The sequence below is a fragment of the Klebsiella sp. AqSCr genome (genome assembly GCF_008452795.1).
GTDB classification, from domain to species: domain Bacteria; phylum Pseudomonadota; class Gammaproteobacteria; order Enterobacterales; family Enterobacteriaceae; genus Klebsiella; species Klebsiella pneumoniae.
This window is the reverse complement of sequence record NZ_MJDM01000044.1, coordinates 1-24,870: the sequence shown is the minus strand read 5'-3', so window position 1 is coordinate 24,870 and position 24,870 is coordinate 1. Positions and strand designations below refer to the sequence as shown.

Sequence of the window (24,870 nt, the reverse complement as noted above, 5' to 3'; positions counted from 1 at the left end):
CGGAACGGCTGATAACGGGACGCCGGTAGCAGGCACTCCTGTGCCGGCGATATTCGTGGTAATCGCATCCATGACATACCCTGAAGACAGAAGATGCTTCGGTATGCATAAGGAGAGTTACTGTGAAAAATGACAATGCAGTGCAACACAACAACCAGACTGCTTCTGAGCAGACATTATCCCCGGACGAGGGCCACGTATTGCATAAGGTGAGAGATCCCGTGTGCGGGATGGCCATCCTGCCCGACAGGGCGCACAGCAGCATTCGATACCAGGACCACCAACTTTATTTCTGCTCCGCCAGCTGTGAGAGTAAATTTAAAGCCCATCCCGATCGTTATCTTACCGAAGATGCCAGTGAACATTCCCATCACCATCACCACGATCATCACGAAGTCAGCCCTGATCAGATAAAACAGCCTCACAACCAGGCGGAAAAAGAGAATTCTGAAGGTGTGTGGACATGTCCGATGCACCCGGAGATACGCCGCAGTGGTCCCGGAAGCTGTCCTGTCTGTGGAATGGCACTGGAGCCGCTCGTAGCTACGGCATCCACGGGGCCGAGTGATGAACTTCACGACATGACAAGACGCTTCTGGCTGGGGTTGTTGCTGGCGTTTCCGGTTCTGGTACTCGAAATGGGATCTCATCTGTTTCCCGACTTGAGGAATACAGTACCGCCACAGTACAACACATGGCTGCAGTTGCTTCTGGCCTCCCCTGTCGTGTTGTGGTGTGGCTGGCCATTCTTCGCCCGGGCCGGAATGTCGTTACGTAACCGCTCCCTGAATATGTTTACCCTTGTTGCAATGGGGACCGGCGTAGCCTGGGTTTACAGCGTCATTGCAACCGTCTTCCCCTCCTGGTTTCCTGCATCGTTCAGAAACATGGATGGCCTGGTGGCCGTTTATTTTGAAGCCGCAGCAGTTATTACGGTGCTTGTTCTGCTGGGACAGGTTCTTGAGCTGCGGGCACGGGAACAAACCTCAGGCGCCATTACTGCGCTTCTGAACCTTGCCCCCAAAACCGCCAGACGGCTGGATCATGACGGTCATGAAACGGATATTAATGCGGAAGATGTCCTGCCTGGCGATAAGCTCCGCATCAGACCTGGAGAGAGTATTCCGGTCGACGGTATCGTGATCGAAGGCAAAACAACCGTTGATGAATCGATGGTGACCGGGGAGTCTATGCCGGTTACCAAAACGAAGGGTGACCCTGTCATTGGGGGGACGATTAATCAGACAGGTAGTCTTATCATCCGTGCAGAGAAAGTCGGTGATGAAACGATGCTCTCACGAATTGTTCAGATGGTCGCTGATGCACAGCGTTCGCGTGCCCCCATCCAGAGAATGGCAGACAGCGTTTCAGGCTGGTTTGTTCCTCTGGTGATACTTATCGCGGTTGTTGCTTTCTTGATCTGGTCTGTCTGGGGGCCCGAGCCCAGGATGGCGCACGGTCTCATTGCGGCTGTGTCGGTCCTGATTATTGCCTGTCCCTGCGCGCTGGGACTGGCCACGCCGATGTCGATAATGGTGGGGGTGGGCAAAGGCGCCCAGGCCGGGGTGTTAATCAGGAATGCCGAAGCCCTTGAGCGTCTTGAAAAAGTGGACACGCTGGTTGTCGACAAAACAGGCACGCTCACGGAAGGTTCGCCTACGGTGACAGGGATTATCAGTCTCAGTCCGGGTGGGGAAATATCTCTTTTACGTGTAACAGCTGCAGTGGAAAAAGGTTCGCAGCATCCGTTGGGTATGGCTGTTGTCAGAGCCGCGCATGAAAAGGGGATCGTGATACCTGCCGTCAGTAATTTCAATGCCCCGTCGGGGAAAGGTGTCTCAGGCGATGTCGAAGGTCAACGGGTTGTTATTGGTAATGAACTGGCTATGCAGGAAAACAGTATCGTTATTGATAATCAAAAGGCCGTTGCGGATACGTTGCGGATGGAAGGCGCTACCGTTATCTATGTGGCCACAGACGGGAACCTTGCAGGCCTGATAGCTATCTCGGATCCCGTGAAAGCAACCACGCCGGATGCGCTTAAAGCTTTGCGTCAGGCGGGGATCCGCATTGTTATGCTCACCGGGGATAACCAGCTTACTGCTGAAGCAGTCGCACGGAAACTGGGAATAGATGAGGTTGAAGCCGGGATTCTGCCGGATGGCAAAAAAGCAGTGATAACCCGACTGAAAGCGTCTGGCCATGTGGTTGCGATGGCCGGAGACGGTGTGAATGATGCCCCGGCGCTGGCAGCGGCTGACGTGGGTATAGCCATGGGAACGGGTACAGATGTGGCAATAGAAAGTGCTGGCGTTACCCTTCTCAAAGGCGATTTGATGATACTCAACAGGGCCCGTCATCTGTCAGAAATCACCATGAAAAATATCCGGCAGAATCTGTTTTTTGCGTTTATCTACAATGCTCTTGGGGTGCCTGTAGCTGCAGGTCTGCTTTATCCTGTGTATGGAATACTGCTGTCGCCAGTTATTGCGGCGGCGGCTATGGCCCTTTCCTCCGTTAGCGTCATTGCAAATGCGTTGCGTCTGAAAAGTGTCAGGCTCGGGAAATAACCCTGAATGAAGGGTCTGTTACTAACAGAAGGAGTCCGGTATGAAAAGTACCACCTATGCGCTTATTGCTGTCGCCGCGATTGCGGCATTTGCCCTCCTGCGCGAACACTGGTCACATGTGGCAGGTTACTGGCCATATCTGTTATTGCTGGTCTGCCCGCTAATGCATCTTTTCCACGGCCACGGAGGGCATGGAGATCATCAACATCAAGGAAGTGAAAACGATAAAAAAAATTAATCCGGCAGACGGGGCCGCGTCGCGGCCCCGTTATCAGTCCAGGTATCGTTCGTAGTCTCTGGCATGCGCAAAGGCATGCTGTTCAAGTTTGTTATCAGCGGGTGCCGCTGCCCGGAACGCCAGTGAGTTAACAGGATTGTTATTGATGACCAGCTCGTAATGCAGATGAGGACCGGATGAACGTCCGCTGTTACCGGATAACGCAATAGCGTCTCCCCGGGTAACCCTGGCCCCTTTAGTAACGAGTATTTTATTGAGGTGGAGATAGCGAGTTTTAACACCGGCTTTTCCCGTTACTTCAACAAAATATCCCATGGTACTGTTGTATTCGGCCCGGGTGATTTTTCCGTCGATGACGCTGACTATTTTCGTGTTCATGGGCATGGAATAATCAATGCCATTATGGGGACTCACTTTTCCCGATACCGGGTTAAGTCTTGCAGGATTGAAAGGCGAACTGAGTCTTGCTGTGGCCGGTAACGGATAATCGAGACTGCCTTTCCCGGAAGTATCGGAAAGGTTATAGAACTTTTTATCTGATATACGATACGCCGTGTAATTAAATGAACCGGACGTAAATTTATAGGCCACGACACGTGATTTTCCCGCTTTCTTTTGCAGTACGAGTTTTAATGATTCATTTTTTTTCAAATGCCGCAGATTAAACCGGGAAGGCAAGGAGCGCTGAAGAGTAGCGATCTCGTTCGATTCCAGCCCCGAGCGGGTGGCTGAAAGGTAGGCATTTTCTTTTACGACATCGGTAGAATACATTTACTGGAATTCGCCGTTAGCATGAACACTGCGGCGTATGCTAGGGGTTTTCAGGAGGCGTGTCATCTGTCAGTTAATCGGGAGCACCGTTGATGGTCGTCATTTTTGTAACATATCTTGTTTCCCGTTTGCTCCTGAAGCTCTGGGAACTGTATGACCAGCCCGACGGTGATGATTAACGGGACTGAAACAGGTTACGGCAGAGCAATATGGGGCTCATGTCCTGCTACGTAACCCGTCAGTAAAGCCCTGCTGCGCACCTGACGCTAAGCACTAACCCGCCTGCAGTTACCTGGTCGAATACAGCCCGCGAAGCTTTCTTGCCTGCGTCTGATGTGCTTCCGCACCGGCATTATTGACCTGCTCATGCACGAGAGCGGCTTTTTCTCCGGCATTCAGTTCGTTAAAAGAAGAAGACGAGGTCTTTGAATTTGCATCACTGCCGGACAGCATTTTTTTATGTTCCTCAATCATTTTCTGATGCGCATAGGACGCGCTGTTGTTCATAAATGAATGAGCAACAATGGCCCTTTCATGTTCATTCATTTCAGAGAATGAGGGCGTGTTGTTTTTATTAACCCTGTCCGGTAAGTTTTCATGCGTCGAGGAGTTCACATGACTGACGGCTGAGGCATTATTAACAAATCGATGTGCTTCATGGGCAATATCACTGGACTGAGCAAAAGCTGCCCCACAAAATAAAGCTGTAAACGCAGTGGTCGTGATTAATATATTCATGTGTAATTACCTTCTGAGGTACATAAAAGATGTCCTTATGATCATATATAAAAAAATCAACCTGTGGGGAAGATGACGTAAATGTAATACAGCCACGTACATTACACGATTGTAATGAATTTGTTTCTTAAGGTGTGCTAGATTCATTTCATTGTAAGTGGATGAACCAGTAATTTAATTTAAATCGGTTCTCGAATTCTGTCAGTAACCATACTTTAAATAAGGGAATGCGCATGCTGTTGAAAACGTCTCGACGAACTTTCCTGAAGGGGTTAACCCTCTCTGGCGTAGCCGGAAGTCTTGGCGTATGGAGTTTCAATGCGCGTTCCAGTCTGAGCCTGCCAGTTGCCGCATCCCTGCAGGGTACTCAGTTTGACCTGACCATTGGTGAAACGGCCGTCAATATCACGGGCAGTGAGCGTCAGGCCAAAACAATCAATGGAGGCCTGCCGGGGCCCGTTCTTCGCTGGAAAGAAGGTGACACCATTACCCTGAAGGTCAAAAACCGTCTTAATGAACAGACGTCCATTCACTGGCACGGCATTATTCTTCCGGCCAATATGGATGGTGTTCCGGGGCTGAGTTTTATGGGCATAGAGCCTGATGATACCTACGTTTACACCTTTAAGGTTAAGCAGAACGGGACTTACTGGTACCACAGCCATTCCGGTCTGCAGGAACAGGAGGGGGTATACGGTGCCATTATCATCGATGCCAGGGAGCCAGAACCGTTTGCTTACGATCGTGAGCATGTGGTCATGTTGTCTGACTGGACCGATGAAAATCCTCACAGCCTGCTGAAAAAATTAAAAAAACAGTCGGATTACTACAATTTCAATAAACCAACCGTTGGCTCTTTTTTCCGCGACGTGAATACCAGGGGGCTGTCAGCCACCATTGCCGATCGGAAAATGTGGGCTGAAATGAAAATGAATCCGACTGACCTCGCGGATGTCAGTGGCTACACCTACACCTATCTCATGAACGGGCAGGCCCCGCTGAAAAACTGGACCGGACTGTTCCGTCCCGGTGAAAAGATACGCTTACGGTTTATCAACGGCTCGGCAATGACCTATTTCGATATCCGTATCCCCGGGCTGAAAATGACGGTCGTGGCTGCAGATGGCCAGTATGTAAACCCGGTTACCGTTGACGAATTCAGGATTGCCGTTGCCGAAACCTATGATGTCATTGTGGAGCCTCAGGGTGAGGCCTATACCATCTTCGCACAATCCATGGACAGGACCGGTTACGCTCGGGGGACACTGGCCACGAGAGAAGGGTTAAGTGCTGCCGTTCCCCCCCTCGATCCCCGTCCTCTGTTGACCATGGAAGATATGGGTATGGGGGGAATGGGACATGATATGGCAGGAATGGACCACAGCCAGATGGGAGGCATGGATAACAGCGGAGAGATGATGTCTATGGACGGTGCTGACCTTCCGGATAGCGGGACATCCTCCGCGCCCATGGATCACAGCAGCATGGCCGGTATGGATCATTCCCGGATGGCCGGAATGCCGGGTATGCAAAGTCATCCTGCGTCAGAAACGGATAACCCACTGGTTGATATGCAGGCGATGAGCGTCTCTCCGAAATTAAATGATCCGGGTATTGGTCTTCGAAATAACGGAAGAAAGGTTCTCACGTACGCGGATTTGAAAAGCCGCTTTGAGGATCCTGACGGACGTGAACCTGGCCGTACCATAGAACTGCATTTAACCGGCCACATGGAAAAGTTTGCCTGGTCATTTAACGGAATCAAGTTTTCAGATGCCGCACCGGTGCTGCTGAAATACGGTGAGCGGCTCAGGATCACGCTGATCAACGATACCATGATGACTCACCCCATTCACCTGCATGGTATGTGGAGCGATCTGGAAGATGAAAACGGTAATTTCATGGTTCGTAAACACACAATAGATGTTCCCCCTGGTACAAAACGCAGTTACAGAGTGACAGCAGATGCGCTTGGCCGCTGGGCGTATCACTGCCATTTGCTCTATCACATGGAAATGGGAATGTTTCGTGAAGTCCGGGTGGAGGAATGATGCGAATGAAGAGAAATTTGAAGGCCATACCTGTTCTGGTCGCCGGTTTGTTTACCTCACAGCTTTCTATTGCGGCGGGCTCCGTCTCTGCAGATCCCCACGCCGGGCACGACATGTCTGCCATGCAGATGCCAGCAGATGAGAATTTCACTGAGATGACGTCAATGGAGCCCATTGTAACTGAGAGCAGAACGCCAATTCCGCCTGTTACCGATGCCGACCGGAAGGCTGCATTCGGCAATTTACAGGGGCATGCGATTCACGACAGTGCGATTAATTATCTGGTTCTGCTGGATCAACTGGAATGGCAACGGTCGGATAACACCAACAATTTCAGCTGGAGTGTTAACAGCTGGATTGGAGGCGACACAGATCGGATTTGGCTAAAGAGTGAAGGTGAACGAAGCAATGGGGAAACGGAGGCGGCTGAAGCGCAGTTACTCTGGGGACATGCGGTTGGCCCATGGTGGGATTTGGTTGCGGGTGTCAGGCAGGATTTCAGACCTGCTTCTGCCCGGACCTGGGCTGCTGTCGGTTTTCAGGGGCTGGCACTCTATAATTTTGAGTCTGAAATTACGGGTTTTGTCAGTAATGGCGGAAAAGCAGCCCTTCGTCTGGGAGGAGAATACGACGTTTTACTGACTAACCGGCTCATACTCCAGCCATCCTATGAGGTGAATTTCTACAGTCAGGATGATGAATCGCGGGGTCGCGGCAGGGGACTGACTGACACAGAGCTGGGGCTCCGGCTGCGCTATGAAATACGCCGTGAGTTTGCACCCTATATAGGCGTTTCCTGGAATCAACTTTACGGGAAAACATCCGATATGGCGAAAAGAGAAGGTGAGAAAGACCATCAGGTAGTATTCCTGGCGGGAGCCAGAATCTGGTTTTAACGCACTGATATAAAACACTCAACTAAACAGGTAAATAAAATGTCGATTTTAAATAAAGCCATTCTTACAGGTGGCCTCGTTATGGGCGTTGCTTTCTCTGCTATGGCCCATCCGGAATTAAAAAGCTCTGTGCCACAGGCTGATTCAGCCGTAGCGGCCCCGGAAAAGATTCAGCTTAATTTCTCGGAAAATCTGACCGTGAAATTCTCAGGTGCAAAATTAACGATGACGGGTATGAAAGGCATGTCATCACATTCTCCGATGCCGGTCGCGGCAAAAGTGGCGCCAGGCGCTGACCCTAAATCGATGGTCATTATTCCGCGAGAGCCTTTACCCGCTGGCACTTATCGTGTTGACTGGCGCGCGGTTTCTTCAGATACGCACCCTATTACCGGTAATTACACCTTTACAGTGAAGTAATATTATGAACGACCTGATTATGATTGTTATTCGTTTTCTTCTTTATCTGGATTTGATGGTAATATTTGGATTGCCATTTTTTCAGATATATGGAATAAGCGGTGTCAGACATGAAACCTATAACCTGACTAATTTCAGGTCGTTTATAACCTTTGCTGTTGTTACAGGCATCATTCTTACTGGCATTAATATGCTCCTGGTATCTAATGCCATGAGTGGAGTAACTGACCTCAGAGAATTATCCATCCATGTTATCGAGATGGTGATAGAAGAAACTGATGTGGGTATTAGCTGGATTGTCAGGCTCTGTGCCCTGTTTACCACACTCGGTGCTTTGTTCCTTTACACTAATAAGAGAGTATTGTCCTGCCTGCTGATGACGATGAGTGGGGGCGTGGCGCTGGCTACACTTGCCTGGGGAGGACACGCCGTTATGCATGACGGTCTGCATTACTATCTCCATTTACTGAGCGATCTGACCCATCTCGGCGCTGCAGGTGCCTGGACAGGTGCTCTGGTTGCATTTGCTATCCTGCTGATGCGCAGAAACGAGCATAATGCACAGAGCGTCATTGTGATATCTGACTCCCTGGCAAAATTTGCCACGGCAGGAACGGTGATTGTTGTAGCCCTGATCCTGAGTGCGCTGGTCAACTATCTGTATATTGCTGAGGGTAACTTAACTCCCTTATTCAACAGTTCCTGGGGGAGGATATTGCTTGCCAAGACGGCTCTGTTTGTTCTGATGCTTCTTCTGGCTGCAGCAAACCGGTTTCACCTGGGTCCCCGGCTTGAAGTTATGGTCAGGGAAGGGAATTATGATCGCAGCGTTGCCCTGATGCGAAACAGCATCCTGACAGAATTCGTTGTTGCGATTATCATTCTGGGCGCCGTAGCGTGGCTTGGAATGCTTGCTCCGTCTCAGATCAGCTAGGGGACAGCCAAAGCTCATGCGTGAGATTTTTACTTTCATATCAGCGAGTTGACCATGCAGCGTATTTTAATCGTTGAAGACGAACAAAAAACAGGTCGTTACCTGCAGCAGGGACTGGTTGAGGAAGGCTATCAGGCCGATCTCTTTAATAATGGCCGCGATGGTCTCGGGGCCGCGTCGAAGGGACAGTATGATTTGATAATACTGGACGTGATGCTGCCTTTCCTCGACGGGTGGCAAATCATCAGCGCACTGAGGGAGTCCGGGCACGAAGAACCGGTCCTGTTTTTAACCGCAAAGGACAACGTGCGGGACAAAGTGAAAGGACTGGAGCTTGGCGCAGATGACTACCTGATTAAGCCCTTTGATTTTACGGAGCTGGTTGCACGTGTAAGAACCCTACTGCGCCGGGCACGCTCGCAGGCCGCAACAGTCTGCACCATCGCCGATATGACCGTTGATATGGTGCGCCGGACCGTGATCCGTTCGGGGAAGAAGATCCATCTCACCGGTAAAGAATACGTTCTGCTTGAGTTGCTGCTGCAACGCACCGGAGAAGTGTTACCCAGGAGTCTTATCTCGTCCCTGGTCTGGAACATGAATTTTGACAGTGATACGAATGTGATTGATGTCGCCGTGAGACGTCTGAGAAGTAAAATTGATGATGACTTTGAGCCAAAACTGATCCATACCGTTCGCGGTGCCGGATATGTCCTGGAGATCAGAGAAGAGTGAGGTTCAAAATTTCCCTGACCACACGCCTGAGCCTGATTTTTTCTGCGGTGATGCTTACGGTATGGTGGTTATCAAGTTTTATCCTGATTAGCACCCTGAATGGCTATTTCGATAATCAGGACCGCGATTTTCTGACAGGTAAACTTCAGCTCACCGAAGAGTTTATTAAAACAGAGACGTTCAGGAACAAAACGGATATTAAGTCATTATCAGAAAAAATAAACGATGCGATGGTGGGGCACAATGGCTTATTCATTTCTATAAAAAACATGGAAAATGAAAAAATTGTTGAACTCTATGCCAAAAATTCTGTTGTTCCAGCGGTCCTGCTTAATAAGTCGGGTGATATTCTCGACTATATGATCCAGACGGAAGAAAATAACACCGTGTACCGCAGTATCTCGCGGCGGGTTGCCGTGACGCCGGAACAGGGTAAAAGCAAACATGTCATCATTACGGTTGCCACGGATACTGGGTATCACACCCTGTTTATGGACAAACTCAGTACCTGGCTGTTCTGGTTCAATATCGGTCTGGTCTTTATTTCTGTTTTTCTGGGCTGGCTGACCACACGTATTGGTCTGAAACCGCTACGGGAAATGACCAGTCTGGCTTCCTCCATGACCGTACACAGCCTGGATCAGCGTCTAAATCCCGATCTGGCTCCGCCGGAAATCTCTGAGACCATGCAGGAGTTCAATAATATGTTTGATCGCCTGGAGGGGGCATTCCGGAAACTGTCAGATTTCTCGTCTGACATCGCGCATGAGCTGCGCACACCAGTCAGTAATCTGATGATGCAGACGCAGTTTGCACTGGCTAAGGAAAGGGATGTTTCGCATTACCGCGAAATTTTATTCGCTAACCTGGAAGAACTGAAAAGGTTGTCACGAATGACCAGTGACATGCTTTTTCTGGCACGTTCAGAGCATGGTCTGCTGCGGCTGGATAAACATGATGTGGATCTGGCAGCCGAACTGAATGAATTACGTGAGTTGTTCGAGCCCCTGGCAGACGAAACAGGAAAGACAATCACGGTTGAAGGAGAGGGCGTTGTTGCCGGAGACAGCGATATGCTCCGACGTGCTTTCAGTAACCTGCTTTCCAATGCAATCAAGTATTCTCCCGATAACACCTGTACAGCGATACACATTGAGCGTGACAGTGACTGTGTGAACGTGATGATTACGAATACGATGTCCGGCCAGGTTCCCGCTAATCTGGAACGTTTGTTTGACCGGTTCTATCGCGCAGACTCATCAAGGTTCTACAACACGGAAGGCGCGGGGCTGGGATTATCAATTACAAGGTCGATCATTCATGCTCACGGCGGCGAGCTGTCAGCAGAACAGCAGGGGCGGGAAATTGTGTTCAGTGTGCGTCTGTTAATGGATTAATACCGTTATTCAGGAGAAACCCGGAAGGTGACAAAAATGTCATCGTTCAGTCACGCGATAAACAGAGGCGGTTTTTTATAATCAGCCATAAATCAGGACAGCGTGATAATTCAATCGCCCGGTTCCTGGCGTGATGATCAACCAGCCCTGAGATCAAATGCTTTCTCTGTTATAAGCATTGATTGTTCGGGTATGAAAACACCGGAGACCCAACCATGAAAAAGATCCTTGTATCCTTTATTGCCATGATGGCTGTCGCTTCATCTGCCTGGGCTGCAGAGACAATGAACATGCATGACCAGGTAAATAATGCCCAGGCGCCTGCCCATCAGATGCAATCATCCGCTGAAAAAAGTGCAGTTCAGGGGGAGAGCATGAAAATGATGGATATGAGCGGTCACGATCAGGCCGCAATGTCCCATGAAATGATGCAAAACGGCAATTCTGCCGCCCATCAGGACATGGCTGAAATGCATAAAAAAATGATGAAAGCCAAACCTGAGAACACCCAAGAAACTGCTAAGCCATTTTCCGAAATGAGCGAGCATGAGAAAGCCGCTGTTGTGCATGAGAAGGCGAATAATGGCCAGTCTTCCGTTATTCATCAGCAACAGGCGGAAAAGCATCGCAGCCAGATCACCCAGAATTAACCCGCAGCTCCACTTGTCACACCCTCATTTGACGCCGAAGTCACTGGCTTACGCTCCCGTCCGGGAGCGTTTTTTTTATAAGCGAAATGAATAATAATGAAAGAGTCCATACACAATGTTTTTTTTGGTCATGTCGACCTCACAATTAAGGAAGGTGCGAATAAGCAGGTCATTTCTTCCCAAGCTGACTCGCTGATTAAAATTTCGCGGATCTGGGCCGATTTTTTTCCCGCAAACACATCGAATCAGCCTATTTAGGCTATTTTTTCCACCATTTCTGGCGTTATTTCCGGTTTTTACTGAGATCTCTCCCACTGACGTATCATTTGGTCCACCCGAAACAGGTTGGCCGGGGTGAATAACATCGCCAGTTGGTTATCGTTTTTCAGCAGCCCCCTGTATCTGGCTTTCACGAAGCCGAACTGCCGCTTGATGATGCGAAACGGGTGCTCCACCTTGGCACGGATGCTGGCTTTCATATATTCGATGTTGATGGCCGTTTTGTTCTTGCGCGGATGCTGCTTCAAGGTTTTTACCTTGCCGGGACGCTCGGCGATCAGCCAGTCCACATCCACCTCGGCCAGCTCCTCGCGCTGTGGCGCTCCTTGGTAGCCGGCATCGGCTGAGACAAATTGCTCCTCTCCATGAAGCAGATTACCCAGCTGATTGAGGTCATGCTCGTTGGCCGCGGTGGTGACTAGGCTGTGGGTCAGGCCACTCTTGGCATCGACACCAATGTGGGCCTTCATGCCAAAGTGCCACTGATTGCCTTTCTTGGTCTGATGCATCTCCGGATCGCGTTGCTGCTCTTTGTTCTTGGTAGAGCTGGGTGCCTCAATGATGGTGGCATCCACCAAAGTGCCTTGGGTCATCATGACGCCTGCTTCGGCCAGCCAGCGATTGATGGTCTTGAACAATTGACGGGCCAGTTGATGCTGCTCGAGCAGGTGGCGGAAATTCATGATGGTGGTGCGATCCGGCAGGGCGCTATCCAGGGATAATCGGGCAAACAGGCGCATGGAGGCGATTTCGTACAGGGCATCTTCCATGGCACCGTCGCTCAGGTTGTACCAATGCTGCATGCAGTGAATACGCAGCATGGTCTCCAGCGGATAGGGCCGTCGGCCATTGCCCGCCTTGGGATAAAACGGCTCGATGACAGCGGTCATATTCTGCCATGGCAGAATCTGCTCCATGCGGGAGAGGAAAATCTCTTTTCGGGTCTGACGGCGCTTAGTGCTGAATTCACTATCGGCGAAGGTGAGTTGATGGCTCATGATGTCCCTCTGGGATGCGCTCCGGATGAATATGATGATCTCATATCAGGAACTTGTTCGCACCTTCCCAAGTTGTCCACCAGTTTTTCGCCCGCCGAGGTCAGACGGACGCTGCGGGTAGTGCGCTGCACCAGTGCTGTGCCGGCCATATTCTCCAGCTCTTTGATTTTCTGACTCATGGCTGCCTTGCTGACCTCCAGCCGATCAGCCGCGCGGGTAAAACTTCCCGCTTCAGCGAGTACCGTCAGCCAGTACAAATGCACCCACAGTTCATCCGTTCGGAATGCTTTCATCGGGATTGTTCAAAATAGCGAATAATCATTTCAGCCCTGTCTCTTTTTCTTTTCAACAGCCGTCGTCAACATAGCGCGACATCATACACTTACGATTTAGACCAACCGAGGGTTTATTTATGCCATTGCTGACATTCGACATCAATGAGGGACGTTCTGCTACGGAAATCAGAACAATGCTGGACGCTGCACATCGGGCTGTGCTCACCGCGTTTAACGTTCCCGAACGTGACCGTTATCAGATTGTTCACGAAAATAAAAATTACCAGATGGTGTTCCAGGATACCGGGCTGGGGTTTGAACGCAGCGACCGTCTGGTGATGGTCCGGGTGTTTACCAGCCCGAGAAGTGAAGAGCAAAAAACGCGTTTCATGGCGGAACTGGCACGGGAACTGGCAGAACACTGTGGGGTGGAAGGGAAAGATTTGATGATCAGCTTTATTACCAATGCGCCGGGTGACTGGAGCTTTGCGGATGGTGAAGCACAGTATCTGACCGGAAAGCTGTAATTACCGCGTTTCCTCTCGGTTGTCAGTCACAGCGTTTTGAGAGGAAAGATAACATCCTCACCACGCCCCAAAGCGTGTTATCCGTGGCACCCGATACCATGCCGGGGCATTATGAAAGACAGCGTCGAAGTAGACGGCCTTGCTTCCCGTTGACTGACATAAAGCGATATCTCTCCATGGATTCCCCGGCGGATATTATCCTTTTCATATGACTCGCCCCGGCACCGGGGCCGATTTCACCCTGATTCGTTGAAATAACGCGGTTGCCATTAGTTTTTTATCTGACTATAGCCTGCCGTTATACCCCGCAACCAAACAAGCATTCGTCACTTTTCAACACGCATGAAATAGTGGTTTCAGAACCTTACCTTTGTCTGAAACGAGAACTCTCATGCTAATCCCACAACCCTATTTACTTTTTCTTGGCGATGTTACCGATCCCCTCGCGGCAAAAACGGCGCGCGGTATTCATATCTGGCGACCGGAACAGTGCGTTGGCGAAATTAAACTGCCGGGCTGTACGGTCAGCCTGGGGCTGGATGAACTTGATATCGCCAGCGCCAAAGCGCGCGGCGCGAAAACGCTGGTGCTGGGCACCGCCAACGCAGGGGGATATCTGCCCGAACACTGGCTGGATACGGTGAAAAGTGCCATCAAAGCCGGCATGAACGTGGCCAGCGGATTACATCATCGTCTGGTAGATGGGCCCGAGCTGGTCACGCTGGCAGAGACGTTTGGTGTTGCGCTTTTCGATTTACGTCATATGCGTCCGAAGCTGAGTGTTGGCAGCGGTAAGAAGCGTTCAGGCAAGCGGATACTCACGGTGGGGACCGACTGCTCAGTGGGCAAGATGTACACCTCACTGGCGCTGGAAGCGGCAATGCGTGCGCGCGGAATGAAAGCGGATTTTCGTGCCACGGGACAGACCGGGATTCTGGTTGCAGGGGAAGGCATTGCTGTGGATGCGGTAATCGCGGACTTTATTGCCGGTGCGGCAGAAGCCCTGTCTCCTGCCAACGATGATGATCACTGGGATATCGTGGAAGGGCAGGGATCGTTGTTCCATCCCTCTTACGCGGGCGTCAGTATGGGGCTTATGCACGGTGCGCAACCACACTGGTTGGTGATGTGCCATGAAATGGGCCGTCCGCATATGCGCCATTTGCCGCATCAACCGATGGTTAGCCTGAAAGACTGCGTGGAAGCCAATCTGCGCGCCGCCCGGGTGACCAGTGAGTCCGTTCAACTGGCTGGCTTTGCGATTAACACCTCAAACTACACGGAAGAAGACGCGCGCGCCTATTGTGCTGAAATCTGTGCCGAATTCGGTTTACCGGCAACCGATCCGGTGCGTTTTGGTATCGATGACATCGCCGCGCTGCTTCAGGAGCGGGGCTGAGATGAGACAGGTGCAGATCAACGTGGTGGAACTGCCGCTGGCGCGACCGTTTGCTATCTCGCGCGGTGTGCGTACCGCCGTGACGGTTATCCGCGTCACGCTTGAGCAAAACGGCTTTATTGGGCAGGGCGAATGTACACCAACGGCGCGCTACGATGAAACGCCAGACAGCGTTCAGGCCCAGCTTGAGGCGGTACGTGCTGACGTGGAAGCAGGCCTGAGCCGCGATGATCTGCAACACCGTTTGCCCGCCGGTTCCGCGCGCAATGTTCTGGACTGCGCACTGTGGCGACTTGACGCCGCACGGGCCAGTCAAACGCTCTGGCAACAAAGTGCATGCCCGCCGCCACGCTCGGTCGTCACGGCGGAAACCCTCAGCCTCGATACGCTGGAAAACATGGCGCTGGCGGCGGCGGATGCCGTCTCGCGGGGTGCCATCCTGCTCAAAATCAAGCTTGACCGCGATGCGGTTCTGGAAAAAGTGGCGGCGATTCGTGCGGCGGCCCCGCGTGCGACGCTCATTATCGATGCCAATGAAGCCTGGTCGGGAATGGATCTGGAAAGCCTGCTGGTGGCGCTTCAGGCCTTTAACATCGCGATGGTCGAGCAACCGCTTCCCGCTGGTCAGGATCATGACCTGCAACGCTTCCGTCATCCTGTTCCCGTCTGTGCGGACGAGAGTTGCCACACGCGAGAGGACATTGCCAGCCTGCGTCATCGCTACGAGATGATCAACATCAAGCTGGATAAGTGCGGAGGTCTGACGGAAGCGCTGGCGATGGTCGATGAAGCGCACAAGCAGAACATGCGCATCATGGTCGGCTGCATGCTGGGTTCATCCCTGGCGATGGAAGCGGCATTGCCCGTGGCGGTGCACGCAGAGCACGTCGATTTAGATGGCCCGATCTGGCTGGCGGCTGACAGCTCTCCTTTTTTGAATTACTCCGATGGCCGTATCTGGCTGTAACGCGACGAGGCATTGATGACGGACACACGACTCACTTCTTCTGCCACACGTGCTGACGGTGCATCACCGGTGCTTGCTGTTCAGAACCTTAGCGTCTCATTTCGTGGACGCAGTGGTGAGAATCAGGCGCTAAAAGGCATCAGTTTCGCCATTTATCCAGGCGAAATTGTCGCCGTGGTGGGCGAGAGCGGCTCAGGTAAATCAGTCACGTCGCTGGCCGTGATGGGCTTGCTGGCGAGCAGCGGCCGTATCGATCGCGGCAGCATGCAGTTTCGCGATCGCCGCGGAGAAGTTCATGCGTTAGAAACGCTGGATGACAGTCAGCGCCGCACGTTGCGTGGCCGTGAAATGGCGATGATCTTTCAGGAGCCGATGACCTCACTGAATCCGGTGCTGCGTATCGATGATCAACTCACCGAAGCGTTACGCGACCATCATCAGTGCGACAAGAAACAGGCTCATGCGCGCGTACGTGAACTGCTGCGACAGGTACGTATTGCCGATGTCGATCGCGTCATGAAAAGCTATCCGCACGCGCTGTCCGGCGGAATGCGCCAGCGCGTGATGATTGCTCAGGCGCTGGCCTGTGATCCGCAACTCCTGATTGCCGACGAACCCACGACGGCGCTGGACGTCACCGTACAGGCGCGCATTTTACATATCCTGCGTGAGTTGCAACGCGAGAAGAACATGGCGGTGTTGTTTATCACCCATGATATGGGCGTTGTGGCGGAAATTGCGGATCGTGTTGTGGTCATGCTGCGTGGCGAAGTGGTCGAGCAGGGCACCGTGTCAGAGATTTTTGCCGCCCCGCAGCATGCATATACCAAAGCGTTGCTGGCAGCCGTGCCAAAACTGGGCGACATGCGCGAATACGCGTGGCCGCAACGCTTTCCTCTGTTGGGTGCACAACAGGTGGCGCAACACGAACAGCTGACGGCGCGCTACGACAGCGAACCGCTACTCGATGTACGTGGGTTAAAAGTGTATTACCCCATCCGCAGCGGCATCTTCTCGACCCATACGCATCATGTGCATGCGGTTGAGCAGATTGATTTCAGTCTGTGGCCGGGTGAAACCCTGGCCATCGTGGGTGAAAGCGGCTGCGGTAAATCGACCACCGGGCGTGCGCTGATGCGCCTGATCGCCAGTGAGGCGGAAAGCATCCACTTTGAAGGAAAGGAAATCTCTCATCTGAAAGAGACGGCATTCCAGCCGCTGCGCCGTGAAATTCAGATGGTGTTTCAGGACCCCTATGCGTCACTGAATCCACGTCTGACGGTGGGGTTTACCATTGCCGAGCCGTTGCTGTTGCATGGCATGGTGGACTCACTGGAACAGGCTTCTCCACACATTGATGCGCTGCTGACAAGCGTCGGGCTGTTGCCGGAGCACGCGCGCCGTTATCCGCACGAATTTTCGGGCGGTCAGCGCCAGCGTATTGCCATTGCCCGCGCGATGGCCCTGAAACCGAAAGTGATTATTGCTGATGAAGCCGTATCGGCCCTTGACGTTTCAATTCAGGCGCAGGTGGTGAATCTGATGATGGATCTCCAGCAGCAAACGGGCGTAGCCTGGATATTCATCTCTCATGATATGGCGGTCGTCGAGCGCATTGCCAACCGCGTGGCGGTGATGTACCTCGGCCAGATTGTCGAGCTCGGACCGCGCCAGTCGGTCTTTAATCAACCGCAACATCCTTATACCCAACGTCTGCTGGCCTCCGTGCCGGTGGCAGATCCCGAGAACCGTCAGCCTCGCCGTTTTGATGACAGCGAAATCCCTTCGCCGTTGCGAAAGGTGGGCGAAACGGTCACGAAACCCCGTTATCGGCAGGTTGCACCGCAACACTGGGTCGCTGACGGCATTGCATTGCGATAATCCTTAACGACCAGGAGATTTTATGAAAACGCTGTTCCGCCGTACTTCACTCGCCCTCGCCTTAACGACGACACTGGTCATGACCGCGCAGGCACAGGATCTGCGCATTTCAATGTATGCCGATATTACGGGGCTCGATCCGCACGATACCTCGGATAATGTCAGCTACTCGGTGCAAAGCGGTATCTTTGAGCGCCTGTTTCAGTTTGATCCCCAGATGAAGCTGGAGCCCTGGCTGGCGACCGGTTACACCTCCAACGACAGTGCGACGGAATTTACGCTGACGCTGCGTAAAGGCGTTACCTTCCAGGACGGTACGCCTTTTGATGCGGAAGCGGTCAAAGCGAACCTTGATCGTCTGGCTGACCAGAAAAAAGGGCTGAAGCGCAACAGCCTGTACAAAATGATCGATAAGGTGACGGTGCTGGCACCCGATCAGGTGAAAATCTCACTCAATCAGTCATTTGGTGCTTTTATTAACACGCTGGCGCACCCTTCGGCGGTGATGTGGAGCCCGTCGGTTCTGAAACAGTATCCGGACGAGGCCCAGTTGCGGCTGCATCCGGTGGGGACCGGACCATTTAAATTCGTAAACTGGACACCGGGCAAAGCGGTCACGCTGGCGAAGTATGACGGTTACTGGCGGCAGGGCTGGCCCAAAGTCGATCAGGTGATCTTCTCACCCAGTCCGGAAGATGCGACACGGGTTGCCGCGTTGAAATCGGGTCAGGTGGATGCCATTTGGCCTTTGCCTTCGGATCTGATCGCGGCGGTGAAGCAGGACAGCAACCTCGCGATTCAGCGCGATCCGAGCATCTATCTCTATTACATGGCGATCAATACGCAGCATAAGCCACTGGCCGATGTCCGCGTGCGCCAGGCAATCAACTATGCGATTGACCGTAATCTGTGGTTGAAGGTGGCCTTTGCCGGTTTGGGTAAACCGGCCACCTCCGCGATGCCGGAAGGGGTGCAGTTCTATGAGAAGCAGAGCGATCCCGATTACCACTATGCGCCGGATAAGGCCAAAGCGTTGCTGAAAGCGGCGGGCTACCCGAATGGGCTGGATCTCAAGCTCTGGGTCACCAATGCGACCGCCAGCGTGCGCGCCGCCCAGGTGCTGAAGGCGCAACTGGCCACGGTGGGTATTCGCGCCACGGTGACACCGATGGATTCCGGAACGCGCAACGCGAAGCTGTGGGGCGTTCAGGACCCGAAAAAAGCCGAATTTGACCTCTATTATGGCGGCTGGTCGACGTCTACAGGCGATGCCGACTGGGCTCTGCGTCCGCTGTTCGCCACCGAATCCTGGGTACCTACCTCGTACAATGTCTCCTATTTCAGCAATCCTGATGTCGACAAGGCGATTGCTGCCGGGCTGGCGACGGCCGATCCGGCAAAACGTGGTATCGCCTATGCACAAGCGCAAAAGCTGTTGTGGAAAGAGGCCCCCGTGGCGTTCCTTGGCACGCCAGACAATCTGGTAGGCAAACGCAGCACCCTGAGCGGCGTTTCGATGCTGCCTGATGGCAATCTGTTGTTTACTCAGGCGTCGTTTAAATAAGTCGCGGATGTCCCTCACGTGCCCTTGCCGGTTACGGCGGCACGTGAGGCTTCCCGTTTCACCTTTATTTCAGGGAATGGCATGTTTGCATACATCATTCGCCGATTGCTGGAGATGATCCCGGTTTTGCTGGTGGTCTCGCTGCTGGTTTTCGGTTTCATCAAGCTGCTGCCGGGCGATCCGGCGCGCATTTATGCCGGGCCGGATGCACCGATTGAAGCGGTCGAAGCGGCACGTCAGCACCTCGGGCTCAACGACTCGTTGCCGCAGCAGTATGTTAACTGGATAGACAGCCTGTTACATGGCGATCTTGGCACCACGTACCGCACCCAGCAACCGGTGCTGCAGGTGATTAAGCAGGGCTTCCTGCCCACACTGTGGCTCGCCTTAGCCGGTTTCGCCTGGTCTGTGCTTCTCGGCCTGATGCTTGGCGTATTCGCGGCCCTGAAACGAGGGAAATGGCAAGACTGGACGCTAATGAGCGTGGCGGTGGGCGGTATCTCGATGCCGGCGTTCTGGCTGGGGCTGCTGCTAATCCAGTTCGTTGCGATGCCTTTTGGCCTGTTCTCGGTCAGCGGCTTTAACAAGGCCAGCGATATTGTCCTGCCCGCCATCACGCTGGGATCGTCCGTTGCGGCGGTCATGGCACGCTTTACCCGCTCGGCTTTCCTTGAAGTGGCACAGGAAGATTACGTGCGCACCGCGAAAGCTAAAGGGCTGCGTAACCGTCTGGTGACGTGGAAACACGTGATGCGTAACGCGCTCATCCCAGTAATCACCATGCTGGGGTTGCAGTTTGGTTTTCTGCTGGGCGGTTCGATTGTCGTGGAAAGCGTCTTCAACTGGCCAGGGTTAGGCTGGCTGTTAATTGAGTCTATCAAAGCGCAGGATCAGCCGGTCATTCAGGCGCTGGTGATGCTGTTTGTATTTGAATTTATCGTCATTAATCTGCTGGTGGATCTGCTTTACGCGGTCGTCAATCCGGCAATTCGTCTGCGACAGGAGCCGAGATGAGTCATCAATCGCTGACTGATAACCCGCCTCAGGTTATTCGCTCGCCGTGGCGCGATTTCCTGCATGCTTTTGTGCGCAATCCTCTGGCGCTGGTTTCTGGCGGATTTGTCCTGCTGCTGATTCTGGTGGCGATCTTTGCGCCCTGGCTGGCTCCCTGGGATCCGATGGCACCCGACTGGATGGCGTTATCCTCGCCCCCTTCGGCAGCACACTGGATGGGCACCGATGAACTGGGGCGCGACCTGCTCAGCCGTATTATCTATGGGGCGCGTATTTCGCTGTATGTCGGCGTGCTGTCCGTGACGCTCGGCATGATTGTCGGCGTCGTGCTGGGGTTGCTGGCGGGCTATTACGGTAGCTGGGTCGATATGCTGATCATGCGCGGTGCTGATGTGTTATTCGCGTTTCCCGGCATGCTGCTGGCCATTGCGGTGGTGGCGCTTCTGGGAACGGGCCTGAACAATGTCATCATCGCCGTCGCGGTGTTCAGCGTGCCCGTCTTTGCCCGGATTGTTCGCGCCTCCACGCTGTCATTGAGACAGGCTGCCTATGTGGAAGCCGTGCGCTGTGCCGGTGCACCCGACCGAATCATTATCCTGCGCCATATTCTGCCGGGCACGCTTTCCAGCGTCATTGTTTATTTTACGATGCGCATTGGCACCAGTATTCTCACAGCGGCAGGCTTAAGCTTTATTGGCCTCGGACCGGAGCCGGATGTGCCTGAATGGGGCAATATTCTGGCCATGAGCCGGAGCATGATGATGGCGGGCGCGTGGCACATGAGCGTGTTTCCGGGGCTGGCGATTTTTATCACGGTGCTGGCGTTTAACCTGCTCGGCGACGCGCTGCGTGACACGCTCGACCCGAAACTTAAGGGCTGATGATGGACTTTCAACAACTGCAGTGCGAACTGCTGCTGGATCGCTGGCGTAACGAGCGTCAGTTGGGGCAGCCGCGTAGCGCATGCGGCCCCACTAATCGCATCAGCGATGTGGCTGGTGTGCGCGTCGGCCACGTCACGCTGGCTGAGGGAGAGCGGCAGACTGGCGTCACCGCTATCGTTCCGCCGGGTGATAACCTGTATCTCACGCCGCTGCCGTGCGGAGCTGAAGTTCTGAATGGCTTTGCGAAACCGGTCGGACTGACACAGGTCGAGGAGCTGGGTGTGTTACACACGCCGATTCTGCTCAGTAACACGCTGGCGGTGGGCACGCTGTTTACCGCGCTGGTACGGGATGCCATCCGTCGTAACCCGGAACTCGGGCGGACGCTGCCGACGGTGAACCCGCTGGCCCTGGAGTGCAACGACGGCTGGCTCAATGATATTCAGGCGCTGGCCATCAGTGAGGCGATGGCGCAGGAAGCATTGCATACAGCCGCAGCGCACTTTTCCCGCGGCAGCGTTGGCGCAGGACGCGGGATGAGCTGTTTTAATCTGAAGGGCGGGATCGGCACGGCCTCGCGTGTTATTCCGTCGCTCAATGCCACGCTGGGAGTGCTGGTGCTGGCGAATTTTGGCGCGCTCAGCGCGCTCACGCTTGACGGTGTGCGACTCGGTGAAGTGATTGCACCGCTGCTGGCAGGAGAGGCACCGCAACGTGATGCCGGTTCTGTCATCATCGTGATGGCGACGGATGCGCCGCTGGATGCGCGTCAGTTGAAGCGTATCGCGAAGCGTGCCGGTGCCGGCCTCGGGCGGCTGGGCAGCTACTGGGGCCACGGCTCGGGCGATATCGCCGTAGCGTTTTCAACGCAACCGCTGCCGCAACCGCCGCAGGACGCCATGCTGGAGCCGCTGCTTGCCGCCGCGGCAGATGCCACCGAACAGGCTGTACTCGATGCCTTGTTGAGCGCAGAGCCTGTTACCGGCTTTCGGGGTCACCATCGCCCCTCACTGACTCAGATTCTGGACAGGTTAACCACATGAAAATTTTTATTTCTGCCGATATTGAAGGTATCGCGGGCGTTATGCGTCCGGAGCAATGCACACCCGGCAACCCGGAATATCAGTTGGCCCGTGGTCTGATGGAACAGGAAGTGAATGCCGCGATTGAGGGGGCGTTCGCGGGAGGCGCAACGGAGGTGGTCGTTGCAGACAGCCATGCGCAAATGACCAACCTGCGGGCAGAAAATCTTGATCCCCGCGCCCGGCTGGTGCAGGGCAAACCGCGCGGCTTGTCGATGGTTGAAGGCATAGAACAGCAGACGTTCGACGGATTATTTCTGGTGGGCTATCACAGCGCAGCAGGCGAACCCGGCGTACTGGCGCACACCATTAATGGCCGTGCATTCTGGCGTATCCATATCAATGGCCTGGTGATGGGCGAAACCGATATTTACGCCGCTGCCGCCGCTGAGCAGGGCACGCCACTGTGGCTGGTCACGGGCGACGATCAGCTGCAGAGCTGGATAGCAGAGTATTACCCAACGGTTGACTACGTTTGTGTCAAACGCGCCATTTCCCATACCTGCGCAGAATCCATTAGTCCCAAAGCGGCACAACGTGCCATAGGCAGTGCTGCACGCGCCGCGCTTGAGCATCAGCGCGATACGCGCACGACCCGGTTGACCGCGCCTTATCATATGCAGCTTCAGGCCAGTAAACCCGTGTTGGCCGATCTGTTCAGCCTGATCCCCGGCGTCACGCGCATCGATGCGGTTACCGTGGGATATCAGGCAGAGCGGATGGAGACGTTGATCAGCTTGCTCAGTGCATTTTCTTACCTGGCGAGTACCCAGTCGTAGCACAGGGACAGCCATGAGGTCAGGGGCGGGTAACCTTCGCCCCTGCAGCTTCCTTTTTTCAGAAACATCGCCGCCGGGCGCGATCGTGCGCACTGACCGACAATCCGCCACCAGGCACCGTCGATCCACATGAGATAACCCGGCCGTCTCCCCGCTGCACCATGGCAGGGCGAACGCCTGGCTTTACCCTTTTCAATGATTCAGCCAGTGAGGGGAAATGGACCGATACCGGCGCGATTTGCACCTGTTTCCCCTTGCATAAGCCCGGCGCCGCCTTATTTCAGCGCAAGGCGGTAGCGGGTCCCTTCGCCTCCCTCTGTTTTACGGTACAATTTTTGCAGCAGGGGTTGTCCTGTCTTTACCCGCCCGGATCGTATCGGCAGTAAGGAATAACGACAGAGGCAGGACAGATTCAGGCGCTGGCCGTTTCTTTGCCCGTACCGCGGGTGAGATGACAGATGGTTCAGGTTTTCAATTTTGATTCAGGCGTTGGCGGTGCTGTAAGTGAAGCGCTGAAAAGGGTGCATCACAGCGGCCTGCGGGTAGCTGAATCCACACAGGGTAAATAATGATGCGGCTCCGTCACATAGAAGTCTTTCAGGCCATCGTACAGACCGGCAGCATCAGCGCAGCCGCGCGCCTGCTCAACGTATCGCAGCCCAATATCAGCCGCGTGCTGAATCATGCAGAACAGCAACTGGGCTTTGCGCTGTTTGAGCGGCGTATCCAGGGCATGAGCGTCACGGCAGAAGGGCGACGGCTGCTGCCAGAGGTGGAAGATCTCTACCAACGCTTACAATCCATCACCCAGCTCACTGAACAACTGCGACGCGGCGAAGGGCAGATCGTCCGTGTTGGTGCGGCTCACGCTTTCGGTCAAATGGTGTTGGCACCGGCATTGGTCACCTGGCGACAACAGGTGCCCTCGGTCAGCGTTGAACTGGTCACGGAACACTTTAGTACCTTATGCCAAATGATCCTGGAGAATCAGCTTGATTTCGCCCTGGTCTTTGGTCAGCAGGTGGATGCAGCGCTGCTGGCGGAACCGCTGTTTCAGTCGTCAATGGTGGCGCTACTGCCGCCAAATCATCCCCAACATGAGCCCGTTACGCTGGCATGGTTATGCGCGAATAACCTGCTGATGATGCAGACCCAGGATCCGCTTGGGCGCGTCCTGCACCGCGCGCTACGCGATAAAAAGCTGAATCCGGCAGTGTCGTTATCGATTAAAACCTACTCGGTGATTGCGGATATGGTACTGGCAGGCGGCGGTGTGGGCGTGGTGGATCTGTTCACGGCTTGCCGCTATGCCGAACAGCTAAAATTACTCCCCGTCGCACAGCCGTTGCCGTTTGAAGTGATGCTGATCAGCCGTCGTGATCAACCCCAGTCCCAGTCCACGCTGCAACTTAAGCAGGTCATTCGCAACAGGCTGTGGGAAATCGCCCGCCAGTGCGAAGCGCAGTTTATTTGTGACTGAGCAAATAAACGGTGGTACGAGGTGCGTTCAGGCCTTTCGCCGCGCCTGAACGGCCCTGGTCGGGCTTTTCAGATGCGCGTTGTGGCTTTCACGGTGTCGACAAACAGTCGTAACGCGACGGGCATGTGCCGGTTTTGTGGAAAATAGAGTGCGATACCTTGCGAGGTGATTGTCCAGTCGTCCAGCACGGTTACCAGGCGCTGTGTATCCAGCCCGTGCTGTGCATAGCGCTCCGGTACATAAGCCATGCCTAATCCGGCGATGGCAGCATCGGTAATGGTGCCAACTTACTGATTTAGTGTATGATGGTGTTTTTGAGGTGCTCCAGTGGCTTCTGTTTC

At 53.7% G+C, this 24,870-nt stretch carries 24 protein-coding genes and 1 pseudogene; 19 read left to right on the top strand and 6 right to left on the bottom strand.

The window, feature by feature from the left end:
* The first annotated feature begins 122 nt into the window (after nt 1–122).
* A complete protein-coding gene (gene silP / locus BHE81_RS26460) occupies nt 123–2,570 on the top strand; it encodes an Ag(+)-translocating P-type ATPase SilP (protein ID WP_032414993.1) in 2,448 nt (815 codons plus the stop codon).
* A gap of 40 nt (nt 2,571–2,610) precedes the next feature.
* The gene (locus BHE81_RS26455) at nt 2,611–2,808 is read left to right on the top strand and encodes a DUF2933 domain-containing protein (protein WP_000843497.1); all 198 of its coding nucleotides are present in this window, start codon (nt 2,611–2,613) and stop codon (nt 2,806–2,808) included.
* 33 nt (nt 2,809–2,841) lie between these two features.
* Here BHE81_RS26455 and BHE81_RS26450 read toward each other — a convergent pair whose 3' ends face one another.
* Nucleotides 2,842–3,579: a peptidoglycan DD-metalloendopeptidase family protein gene (locus BHE81_RS26450; protein ID WP_004118669.1), complete on the bottom strand. Its 738-nt coding sequence runs from the start codon at nt 3,577–3,579 to the stop codon at nt 2,842–2,844.
* 288 nt (nt 3,580–3,867) lie between these two features.
* Nucleotides 3,868–4,317, bottom strand: coding sequence for a copper resistance protein (locus BHE81_RS26445; protein WP_001023257.1), 450 nt, complete (start codon nt 4,315–4,317; stop codon nt 3,868–3,870).
* A gap of 233 nt (nt 4,318–4,550) precedes the next feature.
* Here BHE81_RS26445 and pcoA point away from each other — a divergent pair, with 233 nt between their 5' ends.
* The 7 genes from pcoA (at nt 4,551) to BHE81_RS26410 (ending at nt 11,400) form a co-directional block, all read left to right on the top strand.
* On the top strand, nt 4,551–6,368 hold the full coding sequence (pcoA, locus tag BHE81_RS26440) for a multicopper oxidase PcoA (protein ID WP_000925242.1): 1,818 nt from the start codon (nt 4,551–4,553) through the stop codon (nt 6,366–6,368).
* 5 nt (nt 6,369–6,373) lie between these two features.
* On the top strand, nt 6,374–7,264 hold the full coding sequence (gene pcoB, locus BHE81_RS26435; protein ID WP_001378118.1) for a copper resistance outer membrane transporter PcoB: 891 nt from the start codon (nt 6,374–6,376) through the stop codon (nt 7,262–7,264).
* 39 nt (nt 7,265–7,303) lie between these two features.
* Nucleotides 7,304–7,684: a copper resistance system metallochaperone PcoC gene (gene pcoC, locus BHE81_RS26430; RefSeq protein WP_000025662.1), complete on the top strand. Its 381-nt coding sequence runs from the start codon at nt 7,304–7,306 to the stop codon at nt 7,682–7,684.
* A gap of 55 nt (nt 7,685–7,739) precedes the next feature.
* Nucleotides 7,740–8,618 carry a copper resistance inner membrane protein PcoD gene (gene pcoD, locus BHE81_RS26425; RefSeq protein ID WP_080821469.1) on the top strand — a complete coding sequence of 293 codons (879 nt, stop codon included), beginning with the start codon at nt 7,740–7,742 and terminating at the stop codon, nt 8,616–8,618.
* Between the two features lie 54 nt (nt 8,619–8,672).
* Nucleotides 8,673–9,353 carry a copper response regulator transcription factor PcoR gene (gene pcoR / locus BHE81_RS26420; protein ID WP_001188930.1) on the top strand — a complete coding sequence of 227 codons (681 nt, stop codon included), beginning with the start codon at nt 8,673–8,675 and terminating at the stop codon, nt 9,351–9,353.
* Complete coding sequence (gene pcoS / locus BHE81_RS26415; RefSeq protein ID WP_032414995.1) at nt 9,350–10,750, top strand: copper resistance membrane spanning protein PcoS; 1,401 nt, start codon at nt 9,350–9,352, stop codon at nt 10,748–10,750. The genes pcoR and pcoS overlap by 4 nt, the downstream gene beginning before the upstream one ends.
* A 215-nt stretch (nt 10,751–10,965) precedes the next feature.
* A complete protein-coding gene (locus BHE81_RS26410) occupies nt 10,966–11,400 on the top strand; it encodes a hypothetical protein (RefSeq protein WP_004118347.1) in 435 nt (144 codons plus the stop codon).
* A 75-nt stretch (nt 11,401–11,475) separates the two neighbouring features.
* On the opposite strand, the gene BHE81_RS29075 is transcribed toward BHE81_RS26410, so the two are convergent.
* The 3 genes and pseudogenes from BHE81_RS29075 to BHE81_RS26400 form a co-directional block, all read right to left on the bottom strand.
* On the bottom strand, nt 11,476–11,715 hold the full coding sequence (locus tag BHE81_RS29075) for a hypothetical protein (protein WP_305956163.1): 240 nt from the start codon (nt 11,713–11,715) through the stop codon (nt 11,476–11,478).
* A complete protein-coding gene (locus BHE81_RS26405; RefSeq protein ID WP_032414998.1) occupies nt 11,697–12,677 on the bottom strand; it encodes an IS5-like element ISKpn26 family transposase in 981 nt (326 codons plus the stop codon). The genes BHE81_RS29075 and BHE81_RS26405 overlap by 19 nt, the downstream gene beginning before the upstream one ends.
* Nucleotides 12,678–12,745: 68 nt before the next feature.
* Nucleotides 12,746–12,970: pseudogene (locus BHE81_RS26400) on the bottom strand (LysR family transcriptional regulator); the annotation flags it as partial.
* Between the two features lie 119 nt (nt 12,971–13,089).
* On the opposite strand from BHE81_RS26400, the gene BHE81_RS26395 reads away from it, so the two are divergent.
* The 10 genes from BHE81_RS26395 to BHE81_RS26350 all read left to right on the top strand — a co-directional run bounded on the left by BHE81_RS26395 (nt 13,090) and on the right by BHE81_RS26350 (nt 24,529).
* Complete coding sequence (locus BHE81_RS26395; RefSeq protein ID WP_032415000.1) at nt 13,090–13,479, top strand: tautomerase family protein; 390 nt, start codon at nt 13,090–13,092, stop codon at nt 13,477–13,479.
* 391 nt (nt 13,480–13,870) lie between these two features.
* The gene (dgcN, locus tag BHE81_RS26390; protein WP_032413314.1) at nt 13,871–14,878 is read left to right on the top strand and encodes an N-acetyltransferase DgcN; all 1,008 of its coding nucleotides are present in this window, start codon (nt 13,871–13,873) and stop codon (nt 14,876–14,878) included.
* 1 nt (nt 14,879) lies between these two features.
* Nucleotides 14,880–15,845, top strand: a complete 966-nt coding sequence (gene dgcA, locus BHE81_RS26385; protein WP_023328925.1) for an N-acetyl-D-Glu racemase DgcA — start codon at nt 14,880–14,882, stop codon at nt 15,843–15,845.
* 15 nt (nt 15,846–15,860) lie between these two features.
* On the top strand, nt 15,861–17,726 hold the full coding sequence (locus tag BHE81_RS26380) for an ABC transporter ATP-binding protein (protein ID WP_015065581.1): 1,866 nt from the start codon (nt 15,861–15,863) through the stop codon (nt 17,724–17,726).
* A gap of 22 nt (nt 17,727–17,748) precedes the next feature.
* A complete protein-coding gene (locus BHE81_RS26375; protein ID WP_015065582.1) occupies nt 17,749–19,290 on the top strand; it encodes a glutathione ABC transporter substrate-binding protein in 1,542 nt (513 codons plus the stop codon).
* Between the two features lie 81 nt (nt 19,291–19,371).
* Nucleotides 19,372–20,304, top strand: coding sequence for an ABC transporter permease (locus tag BHE81_RS26370; protein WP_149888857.1), 933 nt, complete (start codon nt 19,372–19,374; stop codon nt 20,302–20,304).
* Nucleotides 20,301–21,185: an ABC transporter permease subunit gene (locus BHE81_RS26365; protein WP_023328923.1), complete on the top strand. Its 885-nt coding sequence runs from the start codon at nt 20,301–20,303 to the stop codon at nt 21,183–21,185. The genes BHE81_RS26370 and BHE81_RS26365 overlap by 4 nt, the downstream gene beginning before the upstream one ends.
* Before the next feature lie 2 nt (nt 21,186–21,187).
* Nucleotides 21,188–22,231: a P1 family peptidase gene (locus tag BHE81_RS26360; RefSeq protein WP_023328922.1), complete on the top strand. Its 1,044-nt coding sequence runs from the start codon at nt 21,188–21,190 to the stop codon at nt 22,229–22,231.
* Nucleotides 22,228–23,049 carry a M55 family metallopeptidase gene (locus tag BHE81_RS26355; RefSeq protein ID WP_015065586.1) on the top strand — a complete coding sequence of 274 codons (822 nt, stop codon included), beginning with the start codon at nt 22,228–22,230 and terminating at the stop codon, nt 23,047–23,049. Before BHE81_RS26360 ends, BHE81_RS26355 begins: the two co-directional genes overlap by 4 nt.
* Before the next feature lie 571 nt (nt 23,050–23,620).
* Nucleotides 23,621–24,529: a LysR family transcriptional regulator gene (locus tag BHE81_RS26350; RefSeq protein WP_032413424.1), complete on the top strand. Its 909-nt coding sequence runs from the start codon at nt 23,621–23,623 to the stop codon at nt 24,527–24,529.
* A 68-nt stretch (nt 24,530–24,597) separates the two neighbouring features.
* On the opposite strand, the gene BHE81_RS26345 is transcribed toward BHE81_RS26350, so the two are convergent.
* The gene (locus BHE81_RS26345) at nt 24,598–24,807 is read right to left on the bottom strand and encodes a LysR substrate-binding domain-containing protein (RefSeq protein WP_077255705.1); all 210 of its coding nucleotides are present in this window, start codon (nt 24,805–24,807) and stop codon (nt 24,598–24,600) included.
* Nucleotides 24,808–24,870 lie beyond the last annotated feature (63 nt).

What these genes read in the sequence shown, in the direction of transcription:
- dgcN (WP_032413314.1), top strand. Translation starts at nt 13,871, where the DNA reads ATGCTAATCCCACAACCCTATTTACTTTTTCTTGGCGATGTTACCGAT.
- BHE81_RS26355 (WP_015065586.1), top strand. Translation starts at nt 22,228, where the DNA reads ATGAAAATTTTTATTTCTGCCGATATTGAAGGTATCGCGGGCGTTATG.
- pcoA (WP_000925242.1), top strand. Translation starts at nt 4,551, where the DNA reads ATGCTGTTGAAAACGTCTCGACGAACTTTCCTGAAGGGGTTAACCCTC.
- BHE81_RS26370 (WP_149888857.1), top strand. Translation starts at nt 19,372, where the DNA reads ATGTTTGCATACATCATTCGCCGATTGCTGGAGATGATCCCGGTTTTG.
- BHE81_RS26365 (WP_023328923.1), top strand. Translation starts at nt 20,301, where the DNA reads ATGAGTCATCAATCGCTGACTGATAACCCGCCTCAGGTTATTCGCTCG.
- BHE81_RS26410 (WP_004118347.1), top strand. Translation starts at nt 10,966, where the DNA reads ATGAAAAAGATCCTTGTATCCTTTATTGCCATGATGGCTGTCGCTTCA.
- BHE81_RS26380 (WP_015065581.1), top strand. Translation starts at nt 15,861, where the DNA reads ATGACGGACACACGACTCACTTCTTCTGCCACACGTGCTGACGGTGCA.
- pcoR (WP_001188930.1), top strand. Translation starts at nt 8,673, where the DNA reads ATGCAGCGTATTTTAATCGTTGAAGACGAACAAAAAACAGGTCGTTAC.
- BHE81_RS26375 (WP_015065582.1), top strand. Translation starts at nt 17,749, where the DNA reads ATGAAAACGCTGTTCCGCCGTACTTCACTCGCCCTCGCCTTAACGACG.
- BHE81_RS26445 (WP_001023257.1), bottom strand. Translation starts at nt 4,317, where the DNA reads ATGAATATATTAATCACGACCACTGCGTTTACAGCTTTATTTTGTGGG.
- dgcA (WP_023328925.1), top strand. Translation starts at nt 14,880, where the DNA reads ATGAGACAGGTGCAGATCAACGTGGTGGAACTGCCGCTGGCGCGACCG.
- BHE81_RS26395 (WP_032415000.1), top strand. Translation starts at nt 13,090, where the DNA reads ATGCCATTGCTGACATTCGACATCAATGAGGGACGTTCTGCTACGGAA.
- BHE81_RS26405 (WP_032414998.1), bottom strand. Translation starts at nt 12,677, where the DNA reads ATGAGCCATCAACTCACCTTCGCCGATAGTGAATTCAGCACTAAGCGC.
- BHE81_RS26350 (WP_032413424.1), top strand. Translation starts at nt 23,621, where the DNA reads ATGCGGCTCCGTCACATAGAAGTCTTTCAGGCCATCGTACAGACCGGC.
- pcoC (WP_000025662.1), top strand. Translation starts at nt 7,304, where the DNA reads ATGTCGATTTTAAATAAAGCCATTCTTACAGGTGGCCTCGTTATGGGC.
- BHE81_RS26455 (WP_000843497.1), top strand. Translation starts at nt 2,611, where the DNA reads ATGAAAAGTACCACCTATGCGCTTATTGCTGTCGCCGCGATTGCGGCA.
- pcoD (WP_080821469.1), top strand. Translation starts at nt 7,740, where the DNA reads ATGGTAATATTTGGATTGCCATTTTTTCAGATATATGGAATAAGCGGT.
- BHE81_RS26450 (WP_004118669.1), bottom strand. Translation starts at nt 3,579, where the DNA reads ATGTATTCTACCGATGTCGTAAAAGAAAATGCCTACCTTTCAGCCACC.
- BHE81_RS26360 (WP_023328922.1), top strand. Translation starts at nt 21,188, where the DNA reads ATGGACTTTCAACAACTGCAGTGCGAACTGCTGCTGGATCGCTGGCGT.
- pcoB (WP_001378118.1), top strand. Translation starts at nt 6,374, where the DNA reads ATGAAGAGAAATTTGAAGGCCATACCTGTTCTGGTCGCCGGTTTGTTT.